Source organism: Sphingobacterium sp. B16(2022) (assembly GCF_012030425.1).
Taxonomy (GTDB): domain Bacteria; phylum Bacteroidota; class Bacteroidia; order Sphingobacteriales; family Sphingobacteriaceae; genus Sphingobacterium; species Sphingobacterium anhuiense.
Map to the genome: position 1 here is coordinate 348,914 of NZ_JAAUVN010000004.1, position 12,521 is coordinate 361,434.

The window sequence follows — 12,521 nt, forward strand, 5'->3', positions numbered from 1 at the left end:
CACGATTGCTAAAACGTTTATTTGAAGTATTATCTAATATTATTAAGTAAATCAATGGCTTCAATGAGCGTTGCAGATCTTTTAGCAAAACAAATTCGCAAAATATACTGATTTGGATCTGCCGTATAAAACGCTGAAATCGGAATTAATCCGATCTTATTTTCGACGATCATACGTTCAGCAAATAAGAGGTCTTGTTCCTCCGAAATTGAACTGTAATCAACATTCAAAAAATAAGTTCCGTTGCTCGGTAATACGGTAAATTTGGAAGATGATATTCCAGCAATCAGGAAGTTTCTCTTCTGTTCAAAGAAATCTCCTAAACCTAAATAACTTTGTGAATCTTCCAGATACTCGGCAATAGCCATTTGAACTGCTCCATTGACACTAAAGACATTGTATTGATGGATCTTTCGAAATTCTCTCGTTAATTCAAGGGGTGCTATACAGTATCCCACCTTCCAGCCAGTTACATGGAGTAGTTTTCCAAAAGATGCAATGACAAAGCTTCTTTGCCTTAGCAAGGTATGCGCTAATAAAGAATAGGGCTTTCTGCCATCATATACGAGGTGTTCATACACTTCGTCGCTCAATACAAATACTTGCGACGACGCTACAATCTGAGCTAATGCTTCGATATCAACCTGTTCCAGTTGTCGACCAGTTGGATTATTAGGGTTGTTAATAATAATCAGTTTCGTTCTGGCATTCACTAGACTTTTGACATAATCCCAGTCAATAGTAAAATCAGGTGCCAAAAGAACAACAGGTATAACCTTTCCTCCAAATAATTCAACAGTTGGGGCATAACAATCATATGCTGGTTCAAATATAATGACCTCATCATCTTTATGAACAACTGTAGCTATAGCAGTGAAAATAGCTTGAGTCCCTCCCGCTGTTACAGTAATTTCATCCTGAACGTCGACCTCTATCTGATGGGTATTCATAACTTTCAAGGCTATTTTTTCACGTAAGGATAAGGCTCCCGGCATTAATGCGTATTGATTAAACCCATCGTTCATATAATCCTTTACAAGATTGATTAAATGTGGATCAGTATCATAATCAGGAAAACCCTGTGCCAGGTTTAGTGCACCATACTGTTGCGCGAGCGCAGACATTTTACTGAAAATTGTTGTTCCCACACGTGGAAGCTTAGATTGAAAGGTTGAATTCATAATAGTCTGAATAAAGAAATGCTAAGATAATATTTTGGAAAAGTTCGCAATCAATTGTAAAAAGAATGTATAAAAAACAAATATAATCTACCTAAGCGATAGATTATATTATATTTGTAATAAAAATGCTCAAATAATGATGAAAAAATTTTTTATATACTTCTTATTTTGCTTACCCCTTATAGCAGCAGCACAGAAGAAAGAGTTAACTAAAGAGGATTATATCGCTCGTGTAAAAGCCAATCCAGATTCTATTTCTACATTGGTAGATTTACGAAGAGTTGGTGGCTATACGCCAGAATATCAAGAATTACAAATCTTATACAACACCTTAGGCACAAACGTTAAAAATTCACAAGAAGGTCAGGAATTTAAAACTTATCTTGAAGCACTTTCGAGAGTCGAAATCGGAAAACAAGCTCCCGAGTTTACGCAAAATGATACCACGGGAAATCCTATTAAATTAACCGATTTCAGAGGGAAGTTTGTGCTCTTGGATTTTTGGGCTTCTTGGTGTCCAGATTGTCGGGTGCAAAGTCCTGACTTAGTCAAAACCTATGCGACCTTTAAAGATAAAAACTTCGAAATATTAGGAATTTCTTTTGATAGAGACAAAAACTCTTGGATAAAGGCCATTCATACCGATAAGTTACATTGGAAACATGTTTCGGACCTAAAGCGTTGGCAAAATGATGTGGGAACATTATACGGCGTCAAAGCTATCCCACAAAATGTGCTGATTGATCCTTCTGGAAAAATCATAGCCAGAAATATACATGGCGAGGACTTGAATAAGAAACTCAAAGAAGTATTAAAATAAATAGAAAAGGGAACGATTAATAGTCGTTCCCTTTTCTATTTATAGCTCATGTTAACCAAACAGAGCTCGGAATACATCCTCTAGAGTTGCAACCGGACGAATAGCGATATTATACTTTTTAGGATCTAATCCCTTTGTATTAAACTTAGAAATAAAGATTCCTTCAAAACCTAATTTCTCAGCTTCAGCGATGCGTTGCTCAATTCGATTTACAGCACGAATTTCTCCAGATAGCCCGACCTCACCAGCAAAAGTGATGTTTGTTTTTACAGCAATATCCTGTTGTGAAGAAATAATAGCGACGATGACTGCTAAATCTATAGCAGGATCTTCCACTCTTAGTCCTCCTGCAATATTTAAGAAGACATCTTGCGCACTCAATCTAAAACCAAAACGTTTCTCCAATACAGCAAGTAACATACTTAATCTTTTAGTATCAAATCCAGTGGATGTACGTTGTGGATTTCCAAAAGCAGAATTACTAACTAAGGCCTGCACCTCAATCATCATAGGACGTGCTCCCTCCAGCATTGCTGCGATAGACACCCCACTAACCGGAGCATCGCGTTGCGAAATCATAATTTCAGAGGGATTTGAAACCTCTCTCAGACCTGAACCCTGCATTTCATAGATACCCAGCTCTGAAGCCGAACCAAACCGATTCTTCACAGCTCTCAAGATACGATAAACGTGATGCCGATCGCCCTCAAACTGTAAAACAGTATCGACCATATGCTCCAAAACTTTAGGTCCTGCAATAGATCCATCTTTAGTAATATGACCAACAATTAAAACTGGAGTACTCGTTTCTTTGGCAAACCGCAACAACTCTGCTGTACATTCCCGAACCTGAGACACAGAACCCGGCGCAGATTCTATCTGCGACGAATGCAGGGTCTGAATGGAATCGATCACGATTACATTGGGTTGCACAACTTCTATCTGTTTAAAAATATTTTGTGTAGACGTTTCTGTTAAGATATAACAATTCGCATTAGATGATTGCGACAACCGTTCCGCTCGCATTTTAATCTGTTGCTCACTCTCTTCTCCTGAAATATAAAGGGTCTTTACCAGCGGAATGGATAATGCCAACTGCAACATAAGCGTAGACTTTCCAATACCCGGTTCTCCACCGATTAAAACCAAAGAGCCTGGAACAATCCCTCCCCCCAAAACACGGTTAAACTCCTGATCGGGTGTCAGGATACGTGATTCATCCTGATACACAATTTCATGAATAACAGCTGCTTTATTTGCGCGCTTGGGTGACGATGTGACCGATGTACTGCGCCATTCAGGGACTTTAGATCCTGATTTCTCTACCACTTCTTCTACTAGAGAATTCCATTGCTTACATGAAGGACATTGCCCAAGCCATTTTGCGGATTCAAATCCACAACTTTGACAGAAATATGCTGATTTTGTCTTTGCCATTGTACGAATTTACCACTTTTTAAACGGCAACATTTAGGTTATTAAAAAATCTTACAATATTTTGTAACAAGAATCAGAAGTTATCGACTTATCGAATATGAATTTGGAACAGGAGTTTATCATCCTTTTAGAAAAAAATCAAAATATCGTACATAAAATCTGTAAAATATATACGGATCAAGAGGATATGCATAAAGATCTTTTTCAAGAAATAACGATTCAGCTTTGGCATTCTTATCCTAAATTCCGAGGCGAGGCAAAATTTAGCACCTGGGCATATCGAATTGGGCTAAATACAGCGATATCCCTATTTAGAAACAAAAAAAGGACTTTACCAATTATTCCCTGGGACCAAAATTTAGAAAAAATATCATACGAGGAATACGATCCAGAAAAAGATGATCAGCTCCAATATTTATATGAAGCGATCCACCATTTGAATGATATTGAAAAAGCACTCATATACCTTTATCTAGAAGATAGGGATTATACAGAAATCGCTGAGACACTTGGCATCAGCGAAGTCAATGCTCGCGTTAAAATGAACAGAACAAAAACAAAATTGAAAGAGATTTTAAAAAAGAAAGGGGCTTTGTAATGGATGAGTTAGATCAATTTAAAAAACAGTGGAAGGAAAACGAAAATTTCATGAAACTCAATCAATCTGAAATCAAAGCTATTCTACATAAGAGTTCTACATCCATTGTTAAATGGATATTTATTATCTGTTGTCTCGAACTCTTACTGGGAATCACACTTTCATTTATACTTCCATCTGAAAAGGAAGAGTTTCTTGCTTTCGAATTATTGAACTGGACATATGAGATTATATCCTATATCGCCATCTTCTACTTTATATATATCTTTTTCAAACTTTTAAAAAAAATCAAAAATACCAATAATACAAAATCCTTAATGGAAGCAATATTGGCCGTTCGAAAAAATGCAGATCACTACATTAAGTTTAATTTATGGTGTATAAATTATGTTATCATAATTTCTCTACTACATAATATAGTAGCTGAATTTTATGAAAGTCATAGTTGGTCCATGGTATTATTTATTCTAATATTGGGATCAATTCTATCTTTTACATTTGGTTATGTCTTCATAAAATTAGCAAAAGGCTATTATCATCTCATCTATGGCAAATTGCTCAAAAAATTGAATCATAACTACGAAGAGTTAACACGCTTAGAAGAGGAATCTTAGAAAAAAGAAATCTATTATTACCTTTACAAACTATGCAGCAGACTATTATTTTCTATCTTGTATTCGTTAATCTTCTTACTTTTTTGCTTTTTTATCTTGATAAACGAAAAGCGATAAATAAAACCAATAGAATCTCGGAGAAAACACTGCTAAGTTTTTGTGCCATTGGGGGTAGTTTAGGAGGATTTCTCGGCATGCAGTTATTTCGCCATAAAACAAAAAAGAGAAGCTTTCTGCTTCCCTTTTTTATTATTGTTATTCTACAGGTAGGGGGTGTCTATGGATATGCGAATTATCATCATTTGATCTAGTTTTCATTTTCTTTTAGTATTCTTAAAAAGTTTAATCCCATAAGCTTTTCAAGGTCCGACTGATTATAGCCCCTTTTCAGTAAAGCCTTTGTCAAATTCGGTAATTTACTTACATCTTCTAATCCTCGAGGGGCTGACTCTATACCGTCATAGTCAGATCCGATGGCAACATGATCAATACCAATTTTTTGCACCAGATAATCAATATGATCCAAGAGTAAAGACAAAGGCACATCTGCAATATGTTTATTTTCCACAGACAATATCCCATATTGATCAGAAGCAGAGAGGGTATAATCGCCTTGAAGACCAAATTGCTTCTTGTACAATTTTTTGACACGCTTTTCATAATTTTTATCCAGAAAACCAGAGTAAAAATTAACACCTACCACTCCCCCATTTTTCTTCAGAGCTTCCAACTGGGCATCTTTTAAATTTCGGAAATGAGGAGTTAATTTATAAGCATTACTGTGCGACACCAGTACCGGTTTGGTCGCGACATCCAATACATCATAAAAAGTCTTTTCACCAACATGTGATAGATCTACCATCATGCCCAGTTTATTCATTTTTCTAACAATATCCTTACCTAAGGATGATAAACCCTTACCATCCTGTGATGTCGTTTTGAACTCTTGAGCGGCCGCAGTAGCCCAAGATAAATTATAATTCCAAGTGAGCGTCATGTACCGGGCCCCTCGATGATAAAGAGCTTCTAAATAATCAATATTAGCCTCTATCATATTTCCGCCTTCTATACCGATAAGCGCTGCTACTTTTTCATTTTTTGTAATACGCTCAATGTCATCACTATTTTTAGCAAGCTCAATCTTATCGGGGTTTCTGTTCAGCACTTTTTCAAGAGCATCAATTTGATCATTAGCATGTTTAAATGCTCCCGATTTCCATTTTTTATCATCCGACCATACCGCAAAAACCTGTACATCGATACCACCTTCAATCAATCTTGGAATATCAGTATGGTTTACCCTTAACCGCTGACTGATATCAAGACCGGGTAAGACCGATGTAATAATCACATCATTATGGCCGTCAACAACGATCATCTTTCGATGAATAGTTTCATAATCCTGTGCCTTCACAATTTCAATCCCTGATAACACGATTGCCAATGGTAAAATGTAATTTTTCATAAGAACTATTTTTTACCTGCTGCTATGGCTTCATAAATAGCGTCTTGAATCCTGCTTCTGATATTGAGGTTAAATAATTTAGTCGAAACCTGAGGGTGAACACGATTTGACAGAAATATATAAACCAGCTGATTAGCAGGATCAATCCAAATACAAGTACCTGTATAGCCCGTATGTCCATAAACAGTTGCATTTGAAAGTTTTGAAGGATACTCATTTTTCAGATTCGGATCCCAACGGTCAAAACCTAAACCTCTCCGACTTGTTAAGGATTGTTTTGATGTGAACAGATCCACTGTCTTTGTCTCAAAATAACGTTCTCCGCCATATTCACCTCTATTTAATAGCAGCTGTCCGTAAATTGCCAAATCATTTGCAGTAGCAAATAGACCAGCATGCCCCGCCACTCCGCCGGCCATTGCCGCTCCTTGATCATGAACATATCCCTCCAAAAGCACTTTTCTAAAGGAAGTATCCTGCTCCGTTGGAATAATATCCTGTTTTGCAAAACGATCCCTTGGGTTATAACCAGCGGTCTTCATACCTAATGGGCGATAGAAATTATCCTGCACATACTTTTGCATCGGTATAGCAGTTTGATGCTCCGCAACCTCTTTCATCACGTACATACTGATATCACTATATACATAATTTCCTTCAGGTTTCACCTCTGAATATAACATCTCAGGCCACATGACATCCCGGTAATAATTATTGACCAGATAACAGCTATCAGCCACTTTCACATGATGAGTCGGTGAATCATAAGATTGTAAATCGCCAGGTTTCAAATTTCTATAAAAAGGAATAAAAGGCGTAAATCCGGCTTCATGTAACATCACACTCTTTAATCGGATATCCCTTTTATTTGTAGCCTTAGCCTGCCAAAGGTAGTCCCCGATAGGCTTATCTAAGTCAACAATCCCCTGTTCGGTCAAACGCATAATTACAGGAGTAGTACCTGCAATTTTACTTACTGAAGCCAAGTCAAAGATATTATGAATAGTTGTTGGTTCTTTTTTACTATAAGTATGATATCCGTAGCCTTTTTCAAATATGACCTGACCATTCTTAATGACCATGACCACAGCACCAGGTGTTGCCTTTTCAGCGATTGCTTCCGCTGCTATTTCATCAATTTTTTTACTTAATCGATCGATGTTGATCTCATCATTCGCGGGCACTGCATATTGGATACGAGTCTGACTAGTCGCTTCACCCATACCTTTCATAAAACTGCTGGAATAAGTTTTCTGTAGTTTATTAAAAGCAGATAGCCCCCCGAAAATTGTCATAGCTGCATTATTCTGCGTTTCGCGAGAAAAATGATCATTCCACAAAATTGGGACTTTCACATTATTCAGCAAAGACAATACATCCCCCTTTCCAAACACAGCAAGAATAATCTTCTTATTATTCATTTTTGCTTGAACAAGCTGTTCTATAAATGGAAATGTTAATGCTTCAGCCTTAACAGCCACAATAACAAGGTTGCTATATTTAATTTGTTCATCAAAACTCCCCAAACCTGCATAAGTTACAGCAGCATAACGGGATATCTGATCATTAAAATCACGGAATAAGCTAGAATCCTGTGTACAAACTGTAATCGTGTACTTGTCCAATTTACCTAAAGGAAGTACAGCGTCGATATTATTAAAAAGAACGGTTTCATTTTTAATAGTCGATTTATATTGCGCATTTACACGATTCATTTGGAGAAATCCTACTGCAAAAATCCCTGAAATTAGAAGTTTTATTCTACTTATCATCATCTGTTTAAAAAGGGTTTATATGTAAATGTACAAATAAAAGAAATACAATCATGCACAAAAACGCATGATCAAAATATTTACATTTAATAATCTTATCTTTGATATATGCCGGAGGTAGTAGAAAACAGAACCATTTTTTCATTGTTAGAAGTAACGCGTAGCATCCAAAAAACTATTGCTGAGCGTTATAAGAGTTTGTATTGGATCAAAGCAGAAATGAATAAACTCAACCATTACTCTCATTCTGGACACTGCTACCCGGAGCTTGTCGAAAAGACAGAAGGAAAGATTGTGGCCGAGATCCGATCCATTTTATGGAAAGCAGACTACCAAAGAATCAACACGCAGTTTCTCAAAATTGCGCAGGAACCTTTGCGAGAAGGAATTACTATGTTATTTCAAGCTAGTATTTCTTATGATCCGATGTATGGTTTAAGTTTACGAATTGTCGATATCGATCCCACTTTCACTTTAGGAGAACTAGAAAAAGAAAGAATAAATAGTATCAATAAACTAAAAGAAGATGGGATTTTTGATTTAAATAGAAATCTACCTTTTCCCACTTTACCCAAGCGGCTAGCAATTATTTCTGTCGAAACTAGTAAGGGTTTATCCGATTTCTATAAAATTATCAATCAAAACCCTTGGGGATATAAAATAGAACAAACCCTTTATCCCGCCTTATTACAGGGGGACAAGTCCGTTCCGTCAATCATCAAACAATTATCAGTCATTGCAGAGCGCTCCGATGCTTACGATGCGGTTGCCATTATTCGTGGTGGCGGAGGGGAAGTTGGCCTTTCCAGCTACAATAACTATTTATTGGCTAAAGCGATTGCAATCTTTCCACTTCCCGTTTTAACTGGCATCGGACATTCTACCAATCTAACTGTGAGCGAGATGGTTGCTTATAAAAACGCCATCACACCAAGTGAATTAGCAGATTTTCTAATTCAGAAATTTCATAATTTCGCCATTCCTTTAGATCAACTGACAACGCGGATACTGCAAAACACCACAACGATTTTTAAAGGTGAAAATGAAAAATTAAAATCGCTTGCATCAGATATTAAATGGTCTTCACAGCGATCAATTCAGCAATCGAAAGTCGATTTAAACTCATTTGAAAAGGATTTAAAAATAAATATTGCCTACATCTTCCGTCAAAAATTTACCACCTTGGATCATCTTGAAAAAATGATCCAATTGGCAGATCCAGTCAGACTTCTAAAAAAAGGATATTCCATTACACAGGTGAATGGAGAACTTCTTGTATCAGTCGATCAGATTAAAAATAACGATATATTGACAACGCAAGTTTGGGATGGTGAGATTATCAGTGTAACTCAAAAAATTAACAAAAATGGAAAATAAATATACATATACCGACGCATTTACAGAATTAGAAAAAATCGTCCAGGAAATTGAAACAGGTAATACAAATATTGATGCGCTTTCCGAAAAAATTAAAAGAGCATCAATATTGATTCAAATTTGTAGAGCACAGTTAACATCCACTGAAGAAGAAGTCAATCTTTTATTAAAGAACCTGACCCCTATCGAAAATGAAGAAGAATAACTAGTGTTTCAATAAGCGATGATAATGATTATCGAGATGTTTTCGCATCCCATCTCTAAAGGAGGAAACATCTCCTTCTTTCAGCAATACAATCAATTGCTTATGCGAAATAAAATCATTGGAAAAAAATTGTTGATTCAATAAACCACCATCGTGCACATATTGAAAAATTGGCAGTAACATCTCCTGGAATTCCATGAGCATCTTATTGCCTGAAATCTTATACAGCTTTCCATGAAAAGCGACTTCTTCCTGTATAAGGAATGATCGTCCGTCACTATTTCTCATCTCCATTTCAACAATTTCTTCCAGCTCAGCAATATCAGTTGCCGTTACTCTGTCAAAAATTAATTCCGCCATTCCGACCTCCAAAGCGAGCCGCATTTCAAAAATATCTTTCAACGTATCATCATCCAGCATAGCCGGATGAAAAACTTTTTTTAAAGGAGTCAATAAGTTAGGATTCGTCAAAACTGCTCCCTTATTTTTTCGTGACTCAATTAACCCCATCATACGTAACCGTAAAAGAGCCTCTCTAATAACAGTTCTAGATACACCAAAACTTTCAGAAAGCTCCAATTCCTTTGGCAATGACTCTCCAATCTGAATATTACGAGCTCTAATTAAATCAATAATATGATTTTCTACTTTGTCTACTAAACTTGAAGTATCAATGCTCTCAAATTTCTCTAACATCGGACTTTTTATTATAATTTCTCACCATCTATCTTAGTCTGTACAAATGTTACACTTTTTTTTATCATTTACTTGCTATAGTAGAGATAAAAGAATAATTTTAATCATTCAAATGTATGACATAATGCTTTATTGTATTTTTAATCAAAATAGAATATGTTGCTAACGACGTCAAGAGTAACAATATCGTGGGTAAACTCATAATAAATTAAAATACGTTATTAATTGAGCCTATCGAATATGTCACACAAATGATAAAAGGAAATAATTTAAAGACCAATTATAAAAAAATATTTACACTCATGAATAATCACAAATTACAGGGCTTAATTGCGGCGCCTTTCACACCAATGCTGGCAAATGGTGATTTAAATCTTGAATCTATCCCTGCTTATTATCAGTTACTGAAACAAAATCAGGTAGCTGGTGCATTTATCTGTGGGTCAACGGGCGAAGGTGTTTCATTAACCTTTGATGAAAGGGTAGCTATTATGCAAGCTTGGGCAAAAGCAACTGCCAGTGATAAAGAGTTTAAAGTAATTACACTAGTAGGTGGAACAAATATTAGAGAATGTTGTTTACTTGCCACAAAAGCTGAACAGATCGGTTTGTTTGGCATTTCATTTACTTCACCTTTCTATTTTAAACCTGCCAATGTAGAACAGTTAGCGAAATGCTGTGAGGAAATTGCAGCAGCTGCACCTAAAACAGCATTCTATTATTATCATATTCCAGTATTAACAGGTGGAAATTTTGCAATGATCGATTTATTGAAAGCAATTGATGGTAAAATTCCCAATTTTGTAGGAATAAAATATACACATGAGGACTTTATGGATTATCTCTCATGTCTAAATTTTGCCAATCGCAAATATGATATGCTATGGGGCAGAGATGAAAACATGTTATCAGCACTAGTCCTTGGTGCCAAAGGAGCTGTGGGAAGCACCTATAATTATGCTGCTCCTCTTTATCGAGCATTAATTGATGCATTTGATCAGGGAGATTTTGAAAAAGCAAATGCTTTACAGCAACAGTCAATTGATATGATCACTTTATTAGGAAAGTATGGTGGTATTGCTGTCGGAAAATCTTACATGAAACTCATAGGTTTAGATTGTGGAGCGTTTAGATTACCTGTTCGCAATATGACAGAAAAAGATTTTGAAAGATTTAAAGCCGATGTTGCATCGCTAAATTTTTCAAGTTTCAAATCAACTTTATAACATGATGAAAACTATTCCTCTTATCTTAAGCACACTCTTATTTATGCAATGTAGCACAACAAAAAATGTAGAAGAGATCACTTGGTCTGTTTCGGACTCTCTACCCAAAACGATTACCGGTCAAGTGCAACTTGGTGTTGCAGGACCTGTTGTAGGAATCCACAGCAATCATTTACTGATCGCTGGTGGCGCAAATTTTCCAGAAAAGATGCCTTGGGAAGGAGGAATAAAAAAATACCAGCATACAGCATATATTTATGCTATAAAAGATCACAATTTACAATTAAAAAATACAATCTCGCTAAACACTTCTACTGCATATGCCGCAAATTGCAGTCAAGAAGAGGGAATTTATACCGCAGGTGGAGAAAATGAAATGGGAGTTTCTTCACAATTTCAGATCTATAGCTGGAACGGAGAACAAAACAACTTCCAAGTAAAAAAGCTTCCCGAACTTCCAATTCCTTTAAGCAATGCAAGCCTGGTGGCAGACGATAACAAGCTCTACTTAATAGGTGGAGAAAATGCGGCGCTTGTTTCAGATAAAATATACCTATACGATCAAAAATGGCAGGAGTATATGCGTCTTCCATATCCATTAACACATACTGTAGCACTTGTTAAAGATCACTTTCTTTATCTATTTGGAGGGCGTACCAGACAGCTTAATGCGATCAGTACATTATATAAAACCTGTTATAAAATTGACTTAAAAACAAAAGAGATTATCCAGATCGCCGATTTGCCAAAAGCTCTTTCTGCAGGAACAGGATTCGCAGATAATAAAGGTAACCTATTCTTAATAGGCGGTGATAATGGTTCAACTTTTCACAAAGTTGAACGGTTAATTCTAGATATAGCACAAGAAACGGCTCCAGATCGCAAAGAAAAATTAATACAAGATAAAGCAATCGTGCAATCCAATCATCCAGGTTTTACCAAAAATGTTTTGCAATATGATGACCAACTAAACAAATGGCATGTCGCCAGCACTTTACCGACAGGATCACCTGTTACCACAACTGCTGTCTTTCATGACCAACAAGTTTATATTCCATCGGGGGAAATTAAAGCAGGCATTCGATCTGCAGGAATATTAACAGGTACCATTAGATAACATCTAAATATAA

Annotated in this window: 13 protein-coding genes; 8 read left to right on the plus strand and 5 right to left on the minus strand. The window is 36.2% G+C overall.

The window, feature by feature from the left end:
• Positions 1–29: 29 nt before the first annotated feature.
• A complete protein-coding gene (locus HCX49_RS19815; RefSeq protein ID WP_168127959.1) occupies positions 30–1,181 on the minus strand; it encodes a methionine aminotransferase in 1,152 nt (383 codons plus the stop codon).
• A gap of 136 nt (positions 1,182–1,317) precedes the next feature.
• On the opposite strand from HCX49_RS19815, the gene HCX49_RS19820 reads away from it, so the two are divergent.
• Complete coding sequence (locus HCX49_RS19820) at positions 1,318–2,001, plus strand: peroxiredoxin family protein (RefSeq protein WP_237682856.1); 684 nt, start codon at positions 1,318–1,320, stop codon at positions 1,999–2,001.
• Between the two features lie 51 nt (positions 2,002–2,052).
• Here HCX49_RS19820 and radA read toward each other — a convergent pair whose 3' ends face one another.
• Positions 2,053–3,438 carry a DNA repair protein RadA gene (gene radA / locus HCX49_RS19825; protein ID WP_168127960.1) on the minus strand — a complete coding sequence of 462 codons (1,386 nt, stop codon included), beginning with the start codon at positions 3,436–3,438 and terminating at the stop codon, positions 2,053–2,055.
• 97 nt (positions 3,439–3,535) lie between these two features.
• On the opposite strand from radA, the gene HCX49_RS19830 reads away from it, so the two are divergent.
• Genes HCX49_RS19830 through HCX49_RS19840 form a run of 3 tightly spaced genes read left to right on the plus strand, consistent with a single transcriptional unit; the run spans position 3,536 to position 4,961 of the window.
• Positions 3,536–4,036 carry an RNA polymerase sigma factor gene (locus tag HCX49_RS19830; protein ID WP_132844881.1) on the plus strand — a complete coding sequence of 167 codons (501 nt, stop codon included), beginning with the start codon at positions 3,536–3,538 and terminating at the stop codon, positions 4,034–4,036.
• A complete protein-coding gene (locus HCX49_RS19835; RefSeq protein WP_168127961.1) occupies positions 4,036–4,650 on the plus strand; it encodes a hypothetical protein in 615 nt (204 codons plus the stop codon). Before HCX49_RS19830 ends, HCX49_RS19835 begins: the two co-directional genes overlap by 1 nt.
• Before the next feature lie 32 nt (positions 4,651–4,682).
• The gene (locus HCX49_RS19840) at positions 4,683–4,961 is read left to right on the plus strand and encodes a DUF1294 domain-containing protein (RefSeq protein WP_168127962.1); all 279 of its coding nucleotides are present in this window, start codon (positions 4,683–4,685) and stop codon (positions 4,959–4,961) included.
• Here HCX49_RS19840 and HCX49_RS19845 read toward each other — a convergent pair.
• A complete protein-coding gene (locus HCX49_RS19845) occupies positions 4,958–6,115 on the minus strand; it encodes a dipeptidase (RefSeq protein WP_168127963.1) in 1,158 nt (385 codons plus the stop codon). The genes HCX49_RS19840 and HCX49_RS19845 overlap by 4 nt on opposite strands.
• A 5-nt stretch (positions 6,116–6,120) precedes the next feature.
• A complete protein-coding gene (locus HCX49_RS19850; protein ID WP_237682857.1) occupies positions 6,121–7,890 on the minus strand; it encodes a serine hydrolase domain-containing protein in 1,770 nt (589 codons plus the stop codon).
• A gap of 105 nt (positions 7,891–7,995) precedes the next feature.
• On the opposite strand from HCX49_RS19850, the gene xseA reads away from it, so the two are divergent.
• Together xseA and xseB are read left to right on the plus strand one after the other, a co-directional pair.
• On the plus strand, positions 7,996–9,264 hold the full coding sequence (gene xseA, locus HCX49_RS19855; protein ID WP_132771699.1) for an exodeoxyribonuclease VII large subunit: 1,269 nt from the start codon (positions 7,996–7,998) through the stop codon (positions 9,262–9,264).
• Positions 9,254–9,469, plus strand: coding sequence for an exodeoxyribonuclease VII small subunit (gene xseB, locus HCX49_RS19860; protein WP_021190832.1), 216 nt, complete (start codon positions 9,254–9,256; stop codon positions 9,467–9,469). Before xseA ends, xseB begins: the two co-directional genes overlap by 11 nt.
• On the opposite strand, the gene HCX49_RS19865 is transcribed toward xseB, so the two are convergent.
• Positions 9,470–10,165 carry a FadR/GntR family transcriptional regulator gene (locus HCX49_RS19865; RefSeq protein WP_168127964.1) on the minus strand — a complete coding sequence of 232 codons (696 nt, stop codon included), beginning with the start codon at positions 10,163–10,165 and terminating at the stop codon, positions 9,470–9,472.
• 302 nt (positions 10,166–10,467) lie between these two features.
• On the opposite strand from HCX49_RS19865, the gene HCX49_RS19870 reads away from it, so the two are divergent.
• Both HCX49_RS19870 and HCX49_RS19875 read left to right on the plus strand, forming a co-directional pair.
• Positions 10,468–11,391: a dihydrodipicolinate synthase family protein gene (locus HCX49_RS19870; protein ID WP_132771702.1), complete on the plus strand. Its 924-nt coding sequence runs from the start codon at positions 10,468–10,470 to the stop codon at positions 11,389–11,391.
• A gap of 1 nt (position 11,392) precedes the next feature.
• Positions 11,393–12,508 carry a kelch repeat-containing protein gene (locus HCX49_RS19875; protein ID WP_168127965.1) on the plus strand — a complete coding sequence of 372 codons (1,116 nt, stop codon included), beginning with the start codon at positions 11,393–11,395 and terminating at the stop codon, positions 12,506–12,508.
• Positions 12,509–12,521 lie beyond the last annotated feature (13 nt).